This is a genomic window from Arthrobacter sp. LjRoot78, assembly GCF_964254335.1.
Taxonomy (GTDB): domain Bacteria; phylum Actinomycetota; class Actinomycetes; order Actinomycetales; family Micrococcaceae; genus Arthrobacter.
On the sequence record NZ_CAXUTG020000001.1, the window covers coordinates 4,022,807 to 4,042,368 of the forward strand.

Annotated in this window: 15 protein-coding genes; 5 read left to right on the forward strand and 10 right to left on the reverse strand. The window is 66.1% G+C overall.

Going from position 1 to position 19,562, the window contains the following annotated elements:
* Positions 1-121: 121 nt before the first annotated feature.
* Together ACSQ1X_RS18710 and ACSQ1X_RS18715 are read left to right on the forward strand one after the other, a co-directional pair.
* Entirely contained in the window at positions 122-679 is a 558-nt protein-coding gene (locus tag ACSQ1X_RS18710) for a hypothetical protein (protein ID WP_436058792.1), read from the forward strand.
* Positions 676-3,531 (forward strand): ATP-binding cassette domain-containing protein, encoded by a 2,856-nt coding sequence (locus ACSQ1X_RS18715; RefSeq protein WP_436058793.1) that lies wholly within the window; start codon positions 676-678, stop codon positions 3,529-3,531. Before ACSQ1X_RS18710 ends, ACSQ1X_RS18715 begins: the two co-directional genes overlap by 4 nt.
* On the opposite strand, the gene ACSQ1X_RS18720 is transcribed toward ACSQ1X_RS18715, so the two are convergent.
* From ACSQ1X_RS18720 to ACSQ1X_RS18735, 4 genes are all read right to left on the reverse strand, one after another.
* Entirely contained in the window at positions 3,521-3,673 is a 153-nt protein-coding gene (locus tag ACSQ1X_RS18720; protein WP_028269736.1) for an LPXTG cell wall anchor domain-containing protein, read from the reverse strand. The two genes, ACSQ1X_RS18715 and ACSQ1X_RS18720, sit on opposite strands and share 11 nt — an antisense overlap.
* 48 nt (positions 3,674-3,721) lie before the next feature.
* Positions 3,722-7,372 (reverse strand): methionine synthase, encoded by a 3,651-nt coding sequence (gene metH / locus ACSQ1X_RS18725; RefSeq protein WP_436058794.1) that lies wholly within the window; start codon positions 7,370-7,372, stop codon positions 3,722-3,724.
* Positions 7,373-7,442: 70 nt separating this feature from the next.
* Positions 7,443-7,748, reverse strand: coding sequence for a hypothetical protein (locus ACSQ1X_RS18730; RefSeq protein WP_055797998.1), 306 nt, complete (start codon positions 7,746-7,748; stop codon positions 7,443-7,445).
* A 122-nt stretch (positions 7,749-7,870) separates the two neighbouring features.
* On the reverse strand, positions 7,871-8,650 hold the full coding sequence (locus ACSQ1X_RS18735; protein WP_436059368.1) for an SDR family NAD(P)-dependent oxidoreductase: 780 nt from the start codon (positions 8,648-8,650) through the stop codon (positions 7,871-7,873).
* Between the two features lie 83 nt (positions 8,651-8,733).
* Between ACSQ1X_RS18735 and ACSQ1X_RS18740 the strand changes: the two genes are divergently transcribed.
* Complete coding sequence (locus ACSQ1X_RS18740) at positions 8,734-9,339, forward strand: TetR family transcriptional regulator (RefSeq protein ID WP_436058795.1); 606 nt, start codon at positions 8,734-8,736, stop codon at positions 9,337-9,339.
* Positions 9,340-9,403: 64 nt separating this feature from the next.
* Here the strand turns inward: ACSQ1X_RS18740 and ACSQ1X_RS18745 are convergent, their stop codons facing one another.
* Entirely contained in the window at positions 9,404-10,987 is a 1,584-nt protein-coding gene (locus ACSQ1X_RS18745) for an amino acid permease (RefSeq protein ID WP_436058796.1), read from the reverse strand.
* A 498-nt stretch (positions 10,988-11,485) separates the two neighbouring features.
* Between ACSQ1X_RS18745 and ACSQ1X_RS18750 the strand changes: the two genes are divergently transcribed.
* Together ACSQ1X_RS18750 and ACSQ1X_RS18755 are read left to right on the forward strand one after the other, a co-directional pair.
* Entirely contained in the window at positions 11,486-12,889 is a 1,404-nt protein-coding gene (locus tag ACSQ1X_RS18750; protein ID WP_436058797.1) for a DUF6421 family protein, read from the forward strand.
* The gene (locus ACSQ1X_RS18755; protein ID WP_436058798.1) at positions 12,886-13,632 is read left to right on the forward strand and encodes an SDR family NAD(P)-dependent oxidoreductase; all 747 of its coding nucleotides are present in this window, start codon (positions 12,886-12,888) and stop codon (positions 13,630-13,632) included. Before ACSQ1X_RS18750 ends, ACSQ1X_RS18755 begins: the two co-directional genes overlap by 4 nt.
* Before the next feature lie 30 nt (positions 13,633-13,662).
* Here ACSQ1X_RS18755 and ACSQ1X_RS18760 read toward each other — a convergent pair whose 3' ends face one another.
* The 5 genes from ACSQ1X_RS18760 to ACSQ1X_RS18780 form a co-directional block, all read right to left on the reverse strand.
* The gene (locus ACSQ1X_RS18760; RefSeq protein WP_436058799.1) at positions 13,663-14,532 is read right to left on the reverse strand and encodes a serine/threonine-protein kinase; all 870 of its coding nucleotides are present in this window, start codon (positions 14,530-14,532) and stop codon (positions 13,663-13,665) included.
* Positions 14,529-15,002, reverse strand: coding sequence for a hypothetical protein (locus tag ACSQ1X_RS18765; protein ID WP_436058800.1), 474 nt, complete (start codon positions 15,000-15,002; stop codon positions 14,529-14,531). Before ACSQ1X_RS18765 ends, ACSQ1X_RS18760 begins: the two co-directional genes overlap by 4 nt.
* A 40-nt stretch (positions 15,003-15,042) precedes the next feature.
* The gene (locus ACSQ1X_RS18770; RefSeq protein ID WP_436058801.1) at positions 15,043-15,582 is read right to left on the reverse strand and encodes a MarR family winged helix-turn-helix transcriptional regulator; all 540 of its coding nucleotides are present in this window, start codon (positions 15,580-15,582) and stop codon (positions 15,043-15,045) included.
* Positions 15,583-15,702: 120 nt separating this feature from the next.
* The gene (locus ACSQ1X_RS18775) at positions 15,703-17,709 is read right to left on the reverse strand and encodes an ABC transporter ATP-binding protein (RefSeq protein ID WP_436058802.1); all 2,007 of its coding nucleotides are present in this window, start codon (positions 17,707-17,709) and stop codon (positions 15,703-15,705) included.
* Complete coding sequence (locus tag ACSQ1X_RS18780; protein WP_436058803.1) at positions 17,706-19,454, reverse strand: ABC transporter ATP-binding protein; 1,749 nt, start codon at positions 19,452-19,454, stop codon at positions 17,706-17,708. The genes ACSQ1X_RS18775 and ACSQ1X_RS18780 overlap by 4 nt, the downstream gene beginning before the upstream one ends.
* Positions 19,455-19,562: the final 108 nt, after the last annotated feature.

The window sequence follows — 19,562 nt, forward strand, 5'->3', positions numbered from 1 at the left end:
TCACCTGAGCGCCGTCGTCGGCCCTTCTGCTTTACGCAGGGGCCTACCAGCAGGCATGAGAACTAACGTCACACAACGCGACGGCCTCCGGATCCGGACAAGCACGTCCTACCCTTGACAGGTGACTTTGACTAAGATCCGCACCGCCGCCGCGAGCTCCCTCGCCGCCGCAGGTCTCCTGTTTACCCTCGCCGCCTGTTCCACGCCGGCCGCCACCCAGCCAACCACCTCCGCGCCAGCCTCCTCGGCAACGTCGTCATCCAGCGCCGCCTCCGGGCCCTGCACCGGCGTGAAGGTCATCGTGGATTCGGGTGCCCTGAAGCAGGCTGCCGCCGACACGTCCGTTTGTGTGCCCGTGGACTCGCCGACTGCCGCCTCCAAGGTGCTGGACGAGGCAAAGGTGAAAACCGAGGGCACCACGCAGTACCCCAAGGAACTGGTGTGCCGGGTGAACGGCGTGCCCGCCGCAGACCTCGACATCACCCACAAGGGCGGCACCTACCGGGAAGACTGCAGCAAGATGCCCGCAGCCTTCGCCTACTGGGCCCTCTGGGTCAAGCCGGCAACCGGCGACTGGGCCTACGCGCAGGAAGGCCTCGCCACCCTGCAGGTAAGCCCGGGACAGAGCCTGGAACTGCTCTTCACGGTCGACGGCGAACCGGCCGCCCCCAAGGCATGACCTTTCGACCCGCGCCGTTACGAGCAGGGGCGGCTCTCGCCGTCATCTTCATCGCGGCGCGGGTCATCTACCGCATCCTCTTCAACGGGGCGGACATTGGTGCACCGGTGCTGCTGGACCTGCCGGCGGTGCCGTTGCCTGCCCCGTACGCCCACGTGGTGCTCCTCGGTCCGGTCACGGCGCAGGGGCTGTGGGCGGCGGTCCTGTCCGCCCTGCCGGTTGCCGGGATGTTCCTCGCTTTCGGCCTGCTCAACGCCTGGGTGGATGTGGCCCGCGGCTTCGTGCACCTGGCCCGCCGCGGACCCATGCAGGGCCTGGCCCGGACCCTTGTGGTGGCGTGGGCGGCGCTCCCGGCGCTTTCCGACGCCGTGGCCTCCGTCCGCCTGGCGTTCCGGTTGCGGGGCGAACGCTTCGGACCCCGGGCCCTGGTGCCCGTGCTCGAGCGCACCCTTGAGCATGCCGGCCGGGTTGCCGCCGCCTTGGAGCTGCGCGGTTTCGGGAGCCGGGCAGCACACCGACCCATCGGGGGTACCGTCGCACCGGTCCTCGTCCGGGACGCACAATTCCGCATCGGTGACGCACAGGTGCGCGTCCCCGGGTTCGCGCCCGCCAGCGGGTCCATCACGGTTATCACGGGGCCCACGGGCTCCGGCAAGTCCACCTTCCTGCGGGGCATTGCGGGCCTCCTCTCACACATTGACGGCGGCACGGTCGACGGCACCGTGTGCGTCGGCGGAATTGACCGTGCCACCACGCCGCCGCGCGATACCGCCCGCGTCACCGGCGTCGTCCTGCAGAATCCCCGCGCAGCCTTCGCCACCACCCGGGTCCGGGACGAAATCGGCCTCGCCCTGGAGCTGCGCGGCATGGCAACCGGGACCGCCAAGGCCCGGGTGCTCGAGGTCGCGGAGCATATCGGAGTGTCGGCGCTGCTGGACCGCAATGTCAGCACCCTCTCGGCGGGTGAGGCAACGCTCGTAGCCATCGCGGCCGCGGTGGTGGAGCATCCGCCCCTTCTCCTGGTTGACGAACCCCTGGCCGACCTTGACACCACAGCACGCGGGCACGTCATCGCCGTGCTCAACGGCCTCGCCCGCGAAGAAGGTGTCTGCGTTATCGTGGCGGAGCACCGGGCGGAGCAGTTCGTCCCGGTCGCCGGCTCGTGGTGGACCATCGACGACGGCGCCCTCGTGCCGGGTGCCGCGCCAGCCGCGCCTTCGCACCCTGTCGATACGCGTCCGACGCCGGCTGAGCCAGCTGACCTCGCGCCGGTGCTGACGGCGACGAATCTTGCGGTGCACCGCAAGGGCAAGACGCTCGTGCGGGAGGCATCCCTGGCCCTGCACCGCGGTGAAGTGGTGGCCCTCGTGGGGCCGAACGGGGCCGGGAAGTCGTCCCTGCTGGTGGCGCTCGCCCTCGGTGAGGGAACGGTCGACGGCGGCATGGTGGACGGCGGCCGCGTCGCCCTAGTCCCGGACGCCTCGGACGACCTCTTCACCAGGGACACGGTGGGAGGAGAGCTCCGCGCGGCAGAGCGGCGCCGGGCGCGCGCTGCGCGTCAGGCCCGTACCGGTCGTCACCGGGACCGGCGCGTTGACCAGCCTGCCCCCATGCCTGCGGCGGCGCACCTGGCCCGTTTGCGCGGAGACGTGGGGATGCCCATCGGACATGAGCATCCCCGGGACCTCTCGGCAGGAGAGCGCAGGATCCTTGCCATCGCGCTGCAGACCATGGACGAGCCATCAGTACTTCTCATCGATGAGCCCACCCGGGGACTCGATCCTGCGGCCCGCACAGCAGTTGCGGCCGCGCTGCGGGCAGCAGCGGACTCCGGTACGGCGGTCCTGATCGCCACGCACGACCACGACTTTGCCCACGGCCTTGGCGCCCGGATCCTGCCGATGCGTGACGGCGTCGCGCCTTCATCTGTGGTGACCGAAGCGGCCCTCGCGGCTCCCCGGCCAGCGGGGGCCGGACCGAGGCCGCGGGTCATCGAACCAGCAGACTCCCAGGGCGCGGCAAGGCAGCGCCGTATCCGGATCCCGCGGGGTGTCGAGCTGGCAGTTCTCGCAGCGGCGAACATAGTGGCATTGGCAGCATTCTGCTGGCCGCTGCTCGCCGCGGCCTTCCCGGAGGATGCCGCCGCGGCCCTCCCCTACGCGGCGCTGGCCATTGCGCCGCTCGCCGCCGTCGCCGTCGTCGTATCCCTGGACGGCTCGGTCCGCTCCGCGCACACGGTGGCGTTGCTCGGCGTCCTGGCCGCCGTCGGTTCGGCAGTGCGGGTGGCGAGCACCGGCGTCGGCGGCGTAGAGGCGGTCTTCATTCTGCTGATCCTGGCCGGCCGGGCCTTCGGCGCGCGTTTCGGCATGCTTCTCGGCGCCGCCACCATCACCCTCTCAAGCGCCTTGTGGGGTGGCATCGGGCCGTGGACACCGTTCCAGATCTTCGCCTGCGCGTGGGTGGGCGCCGGGGCAGGCCTGCTCCCCCGTCGTGTGCGGGGGAAGGCCGAACTGTGGATGCTGTGCGGCTACGGCATCCTGGCGTCCTACCTGTTCGGCCTGCTGACCAACCTGTGGTTCTGGCCCTTCGCGGTGGGCGCCGGCACCGGCATCTCCTACGTGCCCGGCGCGCCGCTGGGCACCAACCTCAGCAGCTTCCTGCTCTACTCGCTGGTGACGTCGACGGCGGGCTGGGACACCCTGCGGGCCGTCACCACGATCATCGGGATCGCCGTGGTGGGGCGGGCCATTCTCGCCGCACTCCGGCGGGTGAAGCCGGTATACAGCGACGGCGGGCAGGCCACCAAGGCCCTACCCGCCGTCGTATCTGATCTGGAGGAGATCAGGCGTTAGTTTTCCGCTTGAACCAGCCCCACACGGCCGTGGCCACGAACAGGATCAGGCCGATGAATGCCAGCCACAGCAGGCCCTTCACCACGAAGCCGAGGATCGAAAGGACAAGCCAGATAATAAGCAGTGTGATGATAATTCCCATAGGGGAAGCTTAGGCGTTATCCCTGCTGAAACAGGCAGCGACTCCACCTCAGACTTTGAAGTACTTCGCCTCCGGGTGGTGGAACACGAAGGCGTCGGTGGACTGTTCGGGGTGCAGCATCAGCTCATCGCTCAGGATTACGCCCATCCGCTCGGGACGCAGCAGTTCCGTGACCTTGCGGCGGTCCTCCATGTCAGGGCACGCGGGGTACCCGAGCGAGAACCGTGCACCGCGGTAATCGAGCTTGAAGTACCCTGCCTTGTCCTTGGGCTCCTCGGCCGCGAATCCCAGCTCGGAGCGGATGCGGGCGTGCCAGAACTCCGCGAGCGCCTCGGTGAGCTGCATGACCAGGCCGTTGAGCTCGTAGTAGTCGCGGTAGTGATTCCCCTTGAACAGCTCGGAAGTCACCTCATCGATCTTCGAGCCGGCGGTGACCAGCTGCACCGGCAGGACGTCCACCTGCCCCGATTCGCGCGAGCGGACGAAGTCGGACAGGCACAGGTGCCGGTCGCGGCGCTGGCGCGGGAAGTCGAAACGCAGCCGCTCGGTGCCGATCGGACCGCCTGAGCCGCCGTCGGGGGCGAGCAGTCCCGCGGTGCCGAGGACGCCGTCGTGGTCCTCCCCGTGGTGCAGCACCACCACCTGTTCGCCCTCGGAGACCACCGGGAAATAGCCGTAGGCGACGGACGCGTCCAGCATTCCCTCGGCGAGGATGCGGTCCAGCCAGTACCGCAGGCGCGGCCGGCCCTCGCGTTCCACCAGTTCCTCGTAGGAGGCGCCGTCGTCGCCGCGGCCGGGCTTGAGCCCCCACTGCCCCATGAAGGTGGCTCGCTCGTCGAGCAACGCCGCGTAGTCGTGGAGTGCCACGCCTCGCACAATGCGCGTGCCCCAGAACGGCGGCGCAGGCACGGGGTTGTCGGCGGCGACGTCGGAACGGCCGGGCATCGCTTCCGGTTCGGTCACCGTGAACTTCGGGCCTCCCTTATGGATCCGCTTCTTCAGCGGCGGAAGGCCGACGGCGTCGGGGTCGGCGCCGCGGGCCACCTGCACCAGCGGTTCCATGAGTGACAGGCCCTCAAAGGCGTCCTTGGCGTACCTGACGGTTCCTTCAAACTGCTCCGCCAGGTCCTGTTCCACGTAGGCGCGGGTCAGGGCTGCGCCGCCGAGGATGATGGGCCACTTCTTCGCGAGCCCCCGGGACTGCAGTTCCGCGAGGTTCTCCTTCATCACCACGGTGGACTTCACCAGGAGCCCGGACATGCCGATCACGTCGGCGTCGTGTTCCTCGGCCGCGGCGATGATGTCGGCGATCGGCTGCTTGATGCCGATGTTGATCACTTTGTAGCCGTTGTTGGTGAGGATGATGTCCACCAGGTTCTTGCCGATGTCGTGCACATCGCCGCGCACGGTGGCGATCACCATGGTGCCCTTGCCCGACGCGTCCGACTTCTCCATGTGCGGTTCGAGCAGGGCCACCGCGTTCTTCATGACCTCGGCGGACTGCAGGACGAATGGCAGCTGCATCTCGCCGGCGCCGAAGCGCTCACCCACCACTTTCATGCCCTCGAGCAGCTGGTCGTTGATGATGGCCAGCGGGGTCATTCCCTCGGCGCGCGCCAGGTCGAGGTCCTCTTCGAGGCCCTTGCCTTCGCCGTCGATGATGCGCCGCTGCAGGCGTTCTCCGGTGGGCAGCGCGGCGAGTTCCGCGGCGCGCTGGTCCTTGAGCGCTGCCGTGTCGACGCCGGCAAACATGTCAAGCATGCTGTTCAGGGGGTCGTAGGTGATGTTGCCGTCGGCGTCGTATTCGCGGCGGTCCCAGACAAGGTCCAGCGCCACCTTGCGCTGTTCCTCCGGCAATGAGGCGAGCGGCACGATCTTGGCGGCGTCGATGATGCCGCTGGAGAGGCCCGCCTGCACGGCTTCGTGCAGGAACACCGAGTTCAGGACGATGCGCGCTGCCGGGTTCAGGCCGAAGGAGACGTTGGAGACGCCGAGGGTGGTGTGGATGCCTGGGTATTTCGCGGTGATCTGGCGGATGGCCTCGATCGTTTCGATGCCGTCCCGGCGGGTCTCTTCCTGCCCGGTGGCGATGGGGAAGGTCAGGGCGTCGACGATGATGTCTTCGACGCGCATGCCCCATTCGCCCACCAGGGAGTCAATGAGGCGGGAGGCGATGGCCACTTTGCCGTCGGTGGTGCGTGCCTGGCCGTGCTCGTCGATGGTCAGGGCGATCACGGCGGTACCGTGCTCCTTCACGAGCGGCATGATGCGCGCGAAGCGGCTGTCCGGGCCGTCGCCGTCCTCGTAGTTGACGGAGTTGATTACCGGGCGCCCGCCGATGTGTTCGAGACCGGCCTGCAACACGGGCGGTTCGGTGGAGTCGATGACGAGCGGGAGGGTTGAGGCCGACGCGAAACGCGACACGATCTCCTTGATGTCGGCCACGCCGTCGCGCCCCACGTAGTCGATGCAGACGTCGAGCAGGTGCGCGCCGACACGGACCTGCTCGCGGGCGATATCGACGCAGTCATCCCAGCGCTCGTCGAGCATCGCCTGGCGGAATGCCTTTGAACCGTTCGCATTGGTGCGCTCACCAATCGCGAGATAGGAGGACTCCTGGTCAAACGGCACATGGTGGTAGAGGGAGGCGATGCCCGCTTCCCGTTCGGTGGGAACGCGGGCGCCGTCGGCGCCCCTCCCGCCGCCGGCGACGGCGTCGGTAGTGCGGAAGGGCGCAAGCCGTTCGACGACGGCGGCCATGTGCTCCGGCGTCGTACCGCAACATCCGCCTACGAGGCCCAGGCCGAATTCCCGTACGAACTGCTCGTGCGCGGTGGCGAGTTCGCTGGGTGACAGCGGATAGTGTGCGCCGTTGGGGCCCAGGACGGGCAGGCCAGCGTTGGGCATGCAGGCGATCGCGACGGAGGACTGCTTGGAGAGGTGGCGGAGGTGTTCGCTCATCTCATCCGGCCCGGTGGCACAGTTCAGGCCGATGGCGTCGACGCCGAGCGGTTCGAGGGCGGTGAGCGCGGCGCCGATTTCGGAGCCCATCAGCATGGTTCCGGTGGTCTCGACGGTCACCTCAACGAAGATGGGGAGCCGGATGCCGCGGGTGACGATGGCCTGTTTGCACCCATTGACGGCGGCTTTGGTCTGCAGGAGGTCCTGGCTGGTTTCGATGAGGAAGGCGTCCGCGCCGCCGTCGATGAGGCCCTCGGCCTGCAGGGCGAAGGTCTGCTTGAGGTAGTCGTAGCTGGTGTGGCCGAGGCTGGGGAGCTTGGTGCCCGGGCCCATCGAGCCGAGGACCCAGCGCATCCGTCCGTCTGTTTTCTCTGCCGCTTCGGCGCGCTCGCGGGCGATCTGCGCACCCTTGCGGGCGAGCTCTTCGATGCGGTCGTCGATGCCGTAGTCGGAGAGGTTGGACCAGTTGGCGCCGAAGGTGTTGGTTTCCACGGCGTCGATGCCGGTGGCGAAGTAGGCGTCGTGGATGTCCGCGAGGACATCGGGTCGCGTGTCATTGAGGATCTCGTTGCAGCCTTCGAGCCCCAGGAAGTCCTTTTCAAGGGACAGTTCCCGGCCCTGCAGCATGGTGCCCATCGCCCCATCGGCGATGACGACCCGGTGGTTCACCGCATCCAGCAGCGCCTGAGCGCGGACGGGACGGGGGACGGACTCAATATCAAGCGCAAAACGAGGCATCTAAACAGGTTACGTCTGGGGGCCGGAACGTTGCGCTGTGTGTCCGTGTACTACGGCGGGGTGGTTGCGGTCAGCCCGCGCCTTGGCCCTCGCGGGCCGTCTCCTCCAGGATCCTGGCTGTGGGCGCTGCTGTCATCAGCTGCCCAATCACCTCGGGCTTATCCCACACCTCGCTGCGGAGCCGTTCCAGAAAGCCGTTCGCAGCTTCCTTGGTGTCGAAGTCAAGGAGCACGGCCACGTTGTTCGGCTCTTCTGTATCCCGGAACAGGCGGACAGACCTGGCGCCGGAGGCAGCGCGGCCTGCAGGATCGCTGTCGAATACTTTCTTGAATGCCTCGTAGTCCCGGACCGGATAGCTGATCTGCAGGGTGAACATCGTTGGTTCCTTTCCTCGGGCTGTGTCAGCTCAAAGATAGGCCTCCGAACGTCATCCCGGTAGGGCCGCGGGGTGGCCTCGAACCGGCGCTGCGTTCCCTTCCTCGCCTATGTTCCCGGCCCCTACAGCGCCGACCAGCCGCCGTCGGACGCGAGGATGGCGCCGTTGACGTTGGTGCCGTCGTCGCTGAGCAGGAAGGTGATGGAGGCGGCGAGCTGCGCCGCGGTGGCGGGCGCGGGGATAGTCACCTGCATCAGCGGGCCGAGTCGCTCGGCAGCCAGTTGGGAACCCCAGTCGGCCACGATGTTGGTGATCGTGGCGCCCGGAGCCACGGCGTTGAAGCGCAGGCCCTTGGGCCCGTACATCACGGCCGAGTTCTTGGTCAGGCCGACGACGGCATGCTTGGACGCCGTGTAGGCGGCGCCGGCGGCGGATCCACGCAGGCCTGCCTCGGAGGCGACGTTGACAACAGAGCCGACTCCGGCGTCGAGCATCAGCGGCACTACGGCGCGCGTGAGGCGCATCAGGGCGGTGACGTTGATCCGCAAAACCCGGTCCCAGGTTTCATCGTCCACGTCGTGAATCGGCGCGAACTTGTCCATGATGCCGGCAACGTTCGCCAGGGCGTCGACCCTGCCGCCGGCAGCGGTGACGACGGCGGCTACGGTCTCCTCGGTGGAGATGTCGCCGGCCACGGGGACCAGATCCAGTCCGGCGTTCTTTTCCACGAGCGCGTCCAGGCGCTCCTTGCTGATATCCGCAGCGATGACGCGGCCCCGTTCCTTGGCGACGCGCAGGGCCGTGGCCTGGCCGATGCCCGACCCCGCGCCCGTGACAATGACGGTCTTGCCGGCAAACCGGCCGTTGGTGGTGACTTCCTGCCATGAAGCTTCGTTGCCCATGATGTCCTTCCAGACGTTGCTGAGGGTGATGTGATCCACCTTATGACACTCTGTGTCATTATGTAAGGGTGAATACTGGTGGGATGCCTTCGGATGCTGTGAAGACCGCCATTCCGCGCCCCACCGGGCGCCCGGTGACGATTGATCCCGACGCCGTGGCCGCCATTGCGCTGCGGCTGTTCGCCGAGCGCGGCTACGAGCAGACCTCCATGGAGGACATCGCGCGCGAGGCCGGGATCGGGCGCAAGAGCCTGTACCGCTACTTCTCGAACAAAGCCGAACTCGTCTGGGGCGGCATGGAGCCGGTGGTCGAGGCCTCCGGGCGGGTTCTGGATTCAGCCCGCGTTCAAGGCGCTTCCGACGGCGATGTCCTGGCGGGGCTGCGCGAGGCGGCTGTCGCGGGGATTACTGTGCTGCCTGACCTGGCGGTGACGCGCGGCCGGCTGCGGCTGATCGCTGAACATCCCGAACTGGCGAGCCGGAGCTACGAGTCGCTGGCGCCGCGGCGGGAACGGGCACGGGCATATTTGGTTTCAGCTGGTGTTGGCGAGGACGTTGCCGGGTATCTGTGCGCCGCGTTCATGGGCGCCACGTTCGAGGCCTGGATGCGATGGGCCGCGGGGACGGACCCTGATCCGGTGCCTTATTTGGAGGCCGCGGTTGCGGTGCTGCGGGTTCCGGGCTCATAATCCTTCTCAACGAAGACGGGAGCCGGGCGCTGCTCTCACCCGACTCCCCTCTTTTCTGGCCTAGTTAGTGGGTGGCGCCCCTAGGTTCGTCCTCGACGTCCTTTGGTGCCGTGAGATCCATCTCGAGCAGCGGCACTACTTTGGACTTGGTGATGTAGCGGTGACCCAGCCATAGAACGATGAAGACCGGCAACCCGATGTAGGAGGAAAGCACCTCCACGGACCGTCCGGCAAGCACAGCCTCGTAGTTCTGTCCCGCGATGACCAGTATGAGCAGGGCGAAGGCCAGCAGCGGGCCAATGGGGAACAGGGATGCCTTGTACGGCAGGTCGCTGACTTTGTTTCCCTGGGCCAGGAAGCCGCGCCTGAAACGGTAGTGGGAGACCGCGATTCCCGCCCACACGATGAAGCCGCATAGGCCCGACATGTTCAGCAGCCAGGAGTAGGCTGCACCCTGCCCGACGATCGCGGAGAGGAATCCGAAGAGTCCCACGGCCGCCGTCGCGAGCAACGCCGCAATCGGCACGCCACGCGCATTGGTTCGGCCGAAGATCTTCGGGGCCATGCCGTCATGGGCCATGGCGTAAAGCATCCGGGTGGAGGCATAGAGTCCGGAGTTGCCCGCGGACAGGATTGCGGTCAGGATCACGGCGTTCATCAAGGCAGCCGCGAAGGCGATTCCGGCACGAGAGAAGACCAGGGTAAAGGGCGATGATGCTATATCAGACTCACCGGAGGCCAGCAGGCTCGGATCGGTGAACGGGATGAGGCAGCCGATGATAAAGATGGCTCCAATGTAGAAAAGCATGATGCGCCAGAAGACAGTGCGGATAGCCTTCGGCACCTCGCGGCGCGGGTTCTTCGCTTCGCCTGCGGCGACTCCTACGAGCTCGGTACCCTGGAAGGAGAACCCGGCAACCATGAAGACCGAGATGATCGAGACCCAGCCCCCGTGGAACACGTCGTCGCGGTTTTCCCAGTTGCTCAGTCCCGGAGAGTTATCCCCGAGGATGCCGAAAATCATCAGCACGCCGGCGATCAGGAAGAGCACCACTGCGCTGACCTTGATCAGTGAAAGCCAGAACTCCGACTCACCAAAGGCCTTGGCCGAGAGGGCATTGAGCCCGGTCAGCACCAGCAGGAAGAACCCTGCCCACACCCACCCCGGGACCCCCGGGAACCAGAAGTCCATGATGATTCCGGCCGCGACCAGCTCTGCGGCCACCGTGATGGCCCAGTTGAACCAATAGTTCCAGCCGATCGCGAACCCAAAGGACGGGGAGACGAAACGGGTGGCAAAGGACTGGAACGAACCGGCAACCGGAATTTTGGCGGACATCTCGCCCAGTGACTGCATCAACAGGAATACCATCAGCCCGACGAGCGCGTAGCCGGCCAACGCACCGCCGGGACCCGCCTGGGAAATGGTGCTGCCCGAGGCCACAAACAGCCCGGTACCGATCGCACCGCCGATGGCGATCATCTGCAGGTGGCGGTGGTTTAGCCCGCGCTTGAGTTCGTTGGTGGATTCGCCGGAAGCGTGATTTGCCGCTATCGCAAGGGAAGACCCCTGTGTTCCGTCGGGCTTGATTTCTTCTTCGAAATCAATGGCCCGATCTCTAATTTGTGTCTGGGAGCCAAGTCCCATGGTGCCTCCGAAAAGGTAGCTGCGGTGAATTTGGGCCTTCCGAAGCCCTCGGGCCGGGAAGGATGGTGATCAAGCTAACACAGGCAAAGGAAGCGGCATTTGGCGGGGCGAATGTTGCACGTCCGACGGGTCAAGTCCTTACGCATAGGAGGCGGCAATCCAATCTGAGCGTAAGAGTTACTGACCTGATGCCGTCCGGTGGCTAAGCAGCCCTGATGATCTGGTATGACGCGTCGATAGTCGGCGAGCAGCCCACGCCAGTGATGGCACAACCGGCAGGAGCCGAACCTCTCGACCCGTCCCGATACCGCTGCTCAGTCGCCGTGATGCGCCGTTTCCGGGATGTCTTAAAAACACCGACCCACAGGTCAGACGCAGGCATTGCACTGAAGAGCAACGCCCGAGCAAAAGTATTTCTTATGCATGTTGGAATAATCATTCACGGATGCTTACGCACTGCTAGCTTCTTCAGGAATCCCCTCAACGGAAGGAACGAGCATGTCTGTAATCGCAAACCCTGAAGTGACAACCATGCGGGCAGAAGACCTCAAGGCGCTCCCCGCATGGCAGGCTCTGAAGGCAGCCGTCGTCGGGCTGCAGCAGTTTCAAGTGCAGGACGGTTCCGTTCCAGAACCCGCTGACCATGACCAGGCCCGCCAGAATGTCGGCATCATTACGGACTCAATCAGCGATCTGCGCCACCACCTCCCCCACGACACGGACTACCTTGAACTGCTCGTGCAGGACTTCCAGCAGTGGGCGTCCGAGGGCTTCGTCGTACCGGATTTCCTCGACTCCTTGGTAGCCTTTCACCCCGAGCAGTGGCGCATCGACGGGCTGCCGCACCTGGTTCTGTTTCCCATGTACACGCAGAACGGCAGCACGAACCGCTACTTCGAGGCCGTCCTCATCGAGGTCATATGGCCCTCATTCGTGGCTGACTTGGAGGCAACAAACTACTCCAACAAGCTGTTCGTCCCCATCAGCTTCATCGATTTCACGCCCGGCTATGACACGAACTCCGCCGTTCTCTTCCCCGAGAGCGTAGCGGTCCGGAGCACCCCTTCCTTCACGTGGGGAGGTATCTTCGCGGACCGCGAAGCTGCCCGGTTCCGTCGCGTCCTCAAAGCCGCTGCCGACATCACTTCCCTGGACCTGCCGGCTGACGCCGCGGAATTCATCGACGACCAGCACCTCACGGAGAAAACCTTCGTGATGTGGGATCTGATCCATGACCGGACCCACATGCGCGGTGACCTGCCCTTTGACCCGTTCATGATCAAGCAGCGGATGCCGTATTTCCTGTACTCCTTGGAGGAACTCCGCTGCGATCTGACCGCGTTCCGCGAGTCCGTCCTCATCGAGCGGGACGAAACAGCTTCCGAGGATGCCCGCAAGCACGCCAAGCTGGTCCAGTATGCCGTGATCTTCGACCGCATTTTCCGCTTCGCGATTACAGGGAACAGGGTCCGTAACTACGACGCCGTGGGCGGCCAATTGCTGTTCGCGTGGATGCACCAGCACCGGGTCCTGCACTGGACCGATGGAAAGTTGAGCATCGACTGGACGGACGTCGCCGGCGTGGTCGTCGAGCTGGGTCTCCGCATCGAGGAACTCTACTGGCGTTCAATCGACAGGCCGAAGACCGCACACTGGCTGGCTGCCTACGAGCTCGTCTCGGAAACCCTCACCCCCCACCCGGCCTCCGTGTGGGCCAAGGGACCGGAGGCCCTTCCGCTGAACGGCCCGCCCCGGAATCTGACGGACCAGATCCTTGATGACGAATTCCCCCTGTCGATGTTCTACGAAGCACTGGAGAAGAAGATGCGCCCCGTTATTGACTCAACTGCAGGAATCACCGGTAAGAGCCCTGTCAAGACTGAGGGCGAGGCCGGCGCATGAGCCAGGACCTCTCGGGGCGTACGGTCGTCGTCGCCGGTTCGACAAGCGCCGCAGGTGTCTCGGTAGTCCATGCCCTCTCGCAGGCAGGGGCACGCGTGGCCGCCGTGGACATCCTTGAGGACCGCGTGCAGGAGCTCGCGGCCGCGCACAACAACGTCACGGGCTATGTCTGCAACCTCGCGGACCTGCAAGCCGTTGAGAACCTGGCGACGTCTGTCCGGGACGATCTGGGTCCCGTGGACGGCCTTATCCATCTTGTCGGAGGGTGGCGGGGCGGTACGGGAATCACAGACCAGACGGATGACGACTGGGACTTCCTGCACACCAGCGTCCTCACCACATTGAGGAACACGAGCCGCGCTTTTTACGACGATTTGGCTGCCTCCCCTGCAGGTCGCCTGGCCGTCGTTTCCGCACAGTCAGCCTCCTCGCCGACAGCGGGCGGCGCCGCCTATGCCGCCGTCAAGTCCGCCGCCGAGGCATGGACCCTGGCCGTGGCCGACGGATTCCGGCACCCGCAGAGAGGAAATGGAAGCCCCCACTCAGCCGCCCTGGTCTTCGTCGTCAAGGCTCTGGTCGATGACCGGATGCGCGCAGCCCAGCCGGAACGGAAATTTCCGGGCTTCACCGATGTCAGTGTCCTTGCCGACGCTGTACAGCGGATCTTCCACCTAGAGGCAGAACAGATCAACGGGCAGCGCTTGCCCCTCACGGCCGGCCACCTCGTGGACGTACCGGCGTAACGCCAACCGCCTTAGAACTACGGCGACCGACTACCGGCTGATCTTGTGGAGCGTCCGGTGGACCTCAGCGGCGCTGGGTCGCCGGGCAGGTTCCGTGTCTGTCATGGCGAGCAGGAGCCGGGACCAGCGCCGCTGGACGGTGGCGGGGAGCCGGGGTGAGCGCAGGGTACGGGCAACCATCGATTCCAGGGCCGGTCCGGGAAATGCCTTGATGCCGGTGAGGCTTTCGAAGATGACCAGGCCCAGGGCATAGATGTCGCTGGCGCCGGTGGTGTGCTGTCCGTGGACTGCCTCTGGGCTCAGGTAGTGCGGGGTGCCTGATGCATCCGTGTTCGTGCGGTGCCAGGAGCTGGTGGCGATACCGAAGTCGATGAGTTTGGCCTCGGCTTTGGAGGACGTGTCACCAGCACGGTTCACCATGATGTTGGCGGGTTTGACGTCGTTGTGGACGATTCCTTTGCGGTGGATGTAGGCCAGGGCTGAAGCGATTCCGCCCATCCACGCCGCCACGTCGGCGGCATCCACCGGCCCCTCGTGGATCGCCCGTCGGAGATCGGTCCCCGCGGCGAGTTCAGCCGCGACGTAGTTCCGGCCCGAGCCCGTGCCGCCGTCGGCAGGCATGCGGCCATACCTTTTGATCCGCACGATGTTGTGGTGGTGCAGGCGTGAGTGGAGCTCAATCTCGCGGTTGAACGGCGAGTCGGGATTGGCGGTCTCCGCACGGAAGATCTTGAGGGCTGCAGATCCTCCGCTGAGCAGGTCCGTCGCCTGGTAGACGTCAGCTTCCGCGCCGCGCCCCAGCAGTGCTCCAACCTGGTATCGCCGCTCCACCGTGCGGCGCCCGCCCCCGGCAGCGCCCATCCGGGCAGCAGCCGCCGGCCGGATCAGGGTTGCCGTCACTGGAGCAGTTCGAGAAGCTCAGCATGCGTGAGGCCGGCTTCGAAGGCAATGGCCGTGGACTCGGCCCAGGCAGCCATGGCGCTTTTCACTGCGGAGGCGAATGCGGCCTCCGCGGCATCCATTTCCCACTGCAAGGTCTCGAGCCGTGCCCCCGCTGCGTGAACCGCGGCCAAGGGGTCGACTGCCAACTCGGCGTCCTGCGGAAAGCTGTCCTGCCGGAAACCGCAGGCGCAGACCCATTCCCCCAGGTCCGTGTGGGTTTGCGCCCAGGGCAGTGAGGGAGCCGACGACGGCGACATTCTCATCCCACAGTGCAACGGTGCACCGTCCGCGGCTTCGTGGCTTACCGGCGCCTCCGGGCCAGCTGGGAGCTGATCGCTGAGCTCCCCGGTGAAGCTGACGGCCCGCCCAGGAAAGGTATGGGATTTGAGGGGAAAGCTGGAGGTTGTCCGTTCGGCTACGGCAGTCATGCGATCCATCCCTAAATAGCTAGCTAAGTACCTAGCTAGACTACCTAGTTTTATTTGGATGTCCAGCAGGGGGTTGGTCTGACTCACTGTCGAGCGTGTCGACCGCATCCCGCATCGCCAGAAGGAAGTGGGTGACGGCAGCGGCCTGTTCGGGCGTGAGTGATTCCGCCACCTCGATCATGCGCTGGTGCATCTTGCCGAGGGTCTGGCGGACTTCCGCGTCCGCGCCCGGGGTGGGGCGGAGAAGGATTGCCCGGCGGTCCGAGGGGTGAGTTTCGCGAGTGACATATCCCCCGGTCACCATTCGATCAACCAGGGATGTCATGGATGCCGAGGTCATGCCCAGGCGGGCTGCAAGTTCTTTGGGCTGAATGCCGACGCCGGCCTTGTCAGCCTCCAGTAGGTAGCGCAGGGCGAGAAGGTCAGACTCCCCCATTTCCATGGATGAACGCGTCCGGCGCCTCATGGCGGTTTCGGAGGCCCGGTACTCACGAAGGGCGTTCAGGACTGCGACCGCAGCAGCCCTGTGGTCCTGCTCGGAGGGATACCAATAGCCGTCGCCTGCTTCATATGCATTCATCAGGATTTCCTTCGACCGTCTAGTTACACGCTGGACTAACCAATAGATGGTAGCCCAAACGGCCTGTGCCGGAGGCATCGTGCCGGTCGGCCATGCGGACCGTGACGGCGAGCGAACCCCTTAAACCTCCGCCACCGGAGCCGCGAACTGCGCCTCGTAGAGCCGCGCATACGCCCCGCCGGCCGCCAGCAACGAAGCGTGCGTCCCCTGCTCCACGATCTGCCCGGCCTCCATCACCAGGATCAGGTCCGCGTCGCGGATCGTGGACAGGCGGTGGGCGATCACAAACGACGTCCGGTCGCTCCGCAAAGCACTCATCGCCTTCTGCACCAGCACCTCCGTCCGCGTATCCACCGAAGAAGTCGCCTCGTCCAAAATCAGCACGGACGGCCGGGCCAGGAATGCGCGGGCAATCGTCAGCAGCTGCTTCTCTCCGGCTGACACGTTGCCGCCCTCGTCCTCCAGCACGGTGTCGTAACCCTCCGGCAGCGAGTGCACAAAGCGGTCCACATACGTCGCCTTCGCCGCCTCCAGAATCTCAGCCTCCGACGCCGAGGGCCGGCCATACGCAATGTTGTCCCGGATCGTCCCGCCGAACAGCCACGTATCCTGCAGCACCATGCCCATCCGCGAGCGCAGCTCGCGCCGCGAGACCGAGGTGATGTCCACGCCGTCGAGCGTTATCCGCCCCGCATCAATCTCGTAGAACCGCATCATCAGGTTCACCAGCGTTGTCTTCCCGGCCCCCGTGGGGCCGACGATCGCCACGGTCTGCCCCGGCTCCGCCACCAGCGACAGGTCCGAAATCAGCGGCTTATCCGGTGAATAAGAGAACGAGACGTTCTCGAACACCAGCCGCCCCCGCCCGCCGGCAGGAACAGAACCGGCAGCTTCCGGCGACTCCTCCGGCTCATCCAGCAACGAGAACACCCGCTCGGCCGACGCCACCCCGGACTGCAGCAGGTTGGCCATGGACCCCAGCTGCGCCAGCGGCTGCGTGAACTGCCGCGAGTACTGGATGAACGCCTGCACATCGCCCAGCTGCATCGCCCCGGACGCCACCTGCAGGCCGCCCACCACCGCGATCCCCACGTACACCAGGTTCCCGATGAACGTCATGGCCGGCATGATCAGGCCGGAAATGAACTGCGCGCCGAAGCTCGCCTCATACAGCTCCGCGTTCTTCTGCCGGAACCGCTCCCCCACCTCCTGCTGCCGGCCGAACACCTTCACCAGCGCATGCCCGGTGTAGGTCTCCTCGATCTGGCCGTTGAGCTCGCCGGTGTGCTTCCACTGCGCCACGAACAGCTTCTGCGAGCGCTTGGCGATCACCGCCGTCGTCACCAGTGTCAGCGGAATGGTCACCAGCGCAATGATCGCCAGCGTCGGCGAGAGCAGGAACATCATCAGCAGCACGCCCGCCACGGTCAGCAGCGACATCACCGCCTGGCTGATGGTCTGCTGCAGGCTCTGGGAAATGTTGTCGACGTCGTTCGTCACCCGGCTGAGCAGCTCGCCGCGCTGGATCGAATCGAAATACCGCAGCGGCAGCCGGTTGATCTTCGCCTCGATCCGCTCGCGCAGCCGGAAGACGGTCCGCTGCACCACGCCGTTGAGCACGTACGCCTGCACCCACATGAACGCGGACGCCAGCACGTACAGCACCAGCGCCCACAGCAGCACACTCGCCAGCGCCGTGAAGTCGATCCCCGTCCCGGGCGTCAGCGCCATGGCACTGAGCATGTCCGCCTTCTGGTTCTCCCCCGCGGCCCGCAGCTGCGCAATCAGCTGCGCCTTGCTCATCCCCGCCGGGAGCTGCTTGGACACGACGCCGGCGAAGATGATGTTGGTGCCCTCGCCCAGCAGCCGCGGGCCGATCACGGACAACGTCACCCCGGCGACGCTCAGCGCGATCACCAGCACCAGCCACAGCCGCTCCGGCCGCAGAGTTCCCAGCAGCCGCCTGGCCGACGGCCAGAAGTTCATCGCCTTCTCCGCAGGGATGTTCATCCCCGCGAACGGTCCCCCGCGTCCGGGACCCATGGGCGGACGCGGCGGGCGGACGACGGCGGTGCTCCCGGTTTCCGGGGCCGGTCCCGGCCGGGTGGGGGTGCTTCGCCCGCTCATACCGCCTCCTCCGCTGCCAGCTGCGAGGACACGATCTCGCGGTACGTTTCCGACGTCTCCAGCAGTTCATCGTGCGTTCCCTGCCCCACGATCCTGCCGTCGTCGAGCACCAGGATCTGGTCCGCGTCGGCGATGCTGGACACCCGCTGGGCGATGATCACCAAGGTGGCGCCGGAGGTGTTGTGCTTGAGCGCCTGTCTCAGCCGGGCGTCAGTGGCGGTGTCCAGCGAAGAGAACGAGTCGTCGAAGATGTAGAGCTCGGGCTGTTTCACCAGCGCCCGGGCGATCGCGATCCGCTGCCGCTGCCCGCCGGACACGTTGGTGCCGCCCTGCGAGATGGGCGCATCCAGCCCGCCCTCCATCTCCCGGACAAAGTCCTGCGCCTGCGCGGTGGTGAGTGCCCGCCACATCTCATCCTCGGTGGCATCGGGCTTGCCGTAGAGCAGGTTGCTGCGCACCGTGCCGGAGAACAGGTACGGCCGCTGCGGCACCAGGCCGATGTGCCCCCACAGCTGGTCCGGGTGCAGCTCGCGGACGTCCACGCCGTCGAACTTCACCGAACCGCTGGTGGCATCGAAAAGCCGCGGCAGCAGGTTCACCAGCGTGGTCTTGCCGGATCCGGTGCTGCCGATGATCGCCGTCGTCTGCCCCGAACGGGCAGTGAAACTGATCCCGGACAGAACCGGCTGCTCGGCACCCGGGTAGGCAAACCCGACGTCGTGCATCTCCATCTCGCCGCTGCCCGCACCGCCCCGGCCGGCGGCGGCGGTGACCGGATGCTCCGGCGGCCGCACGCTCGACTCCGTGGTCAGCACCTCGCCGATCCGGTCCGCCGAAACCGCCGCGCGCGGGATCATCACCGCCATAAACGTGGCCATCATGACGGACATCAGGATCTGCAGCAGGTAGCTGAGGAAGGCGATCAGCGTGCCCACCTGCATGGAACCGTCCTCGATCCGGAACGAGCCGAACCAAATGACCGCCACGCTGGAGACGTTCAGCACCAGCATCACCACTGGGAAGGCGAGCGCCATCAGCCGGCCGGCCCGCAGTGCGGTGTCCGTGACGTCCTCGTTGGCGCGGGCAAACCGGGCGGTCTCGATGTCCTCCCGCACGAACGCCCGCACCACCCGGATGCCGGTGAGCTGCTCGCGGAGCACCCGGTTCACGGTGTCGATCCGCACCTGCATTTTCCGGAACAGCGGCACCATGCGGGTGATGATGAGCGCGACGGCGACCAGCAGCACCGGGACGCTGACGGCGATCAGCCAGGACAGCTGCGCATCCTGCCGGACCGCCATGATCACCCCGCCGATGCTGAGCATGGGCGCGGCCACCATCATCGTGGCGGACATCAGCACCAGCTGCTGGACCTGCTGGACGTCGTTCGTGGAGCGGGTAATCAGGCTCGGCGCCCCGAACCTGGTGACCTCCTGTTCGGAGAACTCGCCCACACGGGTGAAGATGGCCCCGCGCAGGTCCCGGCCCAGCGCCATGGCCGCCTTCGCCCCGAAATACACGGCCACCACCGCGCAGGCGATCTGCAACAGGGTGATGAACAGCATGAGGCTGCCCACCCGGAGGATATACCCGGTATCCCCCTTGGCCACGCCTTCATCGATGATGTCCGCGTTCAGAGTGGGCAGGTACAGGGACGCAATGGACTGCGCCAGCTGGAAAATCACGACGGCGATCAGCAGCCGCCGCTGCGGCCGCAGGTACTCAACGAGCAGTTTCCAGAGCATCCGGACTCCACTTCACGCCGCGAGGGTCCCTCCGGGGCCCGCGCAATCAGATTCGAAGGCCAGTTTACGACCGGAACCTGCGAGCGGGCCGGGTTCCTCTCAGGGCGA